The organism is Psychrobacter sp. PP-21, assembly GCF_033790785.1.
Classification (GTDB): domain Bacteria; phylum Pseudomonadota; class Gammaproteobacteria; order Pseudomonadales; family Moraxellaceae; genus Psychrobacter.
Genome location: NZ_JAMYEB010000103.1, coordinates 1 through 402 on the forward strand (window position 1 = coordinate 1; position 402 = coordinate 402).

Consider the following 402-nt stretch of genomic DNA (forward strand, 5'->3'; position numbering starts at 1 on the left):
CAAGAGAGCTTGATATATCAACGTCGTAGATGTCTTTGATGGTTTCGACAATTTCAGTGGTGGTTTGACCCTTGGCATAAAACATGATTATTTTATCATCAAGGCCACTGATACGGGTTTGATGCTTGCGCACAAGTGTAGGTTCAAAGTCACCATCACGGTCTCTTGGGGTAGATATCTCAAGATCGCCTGTGTCACTGCGGACGATCTTTTTAGTGTGCCCGTTACGCTTATTAGGTTTATCCGCCTTTTCATGCTTGGGATAGCCGAGATGATCTTCCATCTCAGCTTCTAAGGCAGTATCAATAAAGGATTGCATGAGCTGCTTTTGGAAGTCTTTGATGTCATCGAAGCTGTTCATGCTACCAGCCATTTGCTCGGCTAGTTTTTTAATGTCAGATT

At 43.3% G+C, this 402-nt stretch carries 1 protein-coding gene; it reads right to left on the reverse strand.

The features are described from left to right. Window positions 1–402 (reverse strand): transposase (locus NJD71_RS13770; RefSeq protein WP_319052458.1); only part of this gene is annotated, 402 nt, incomplete at both ends.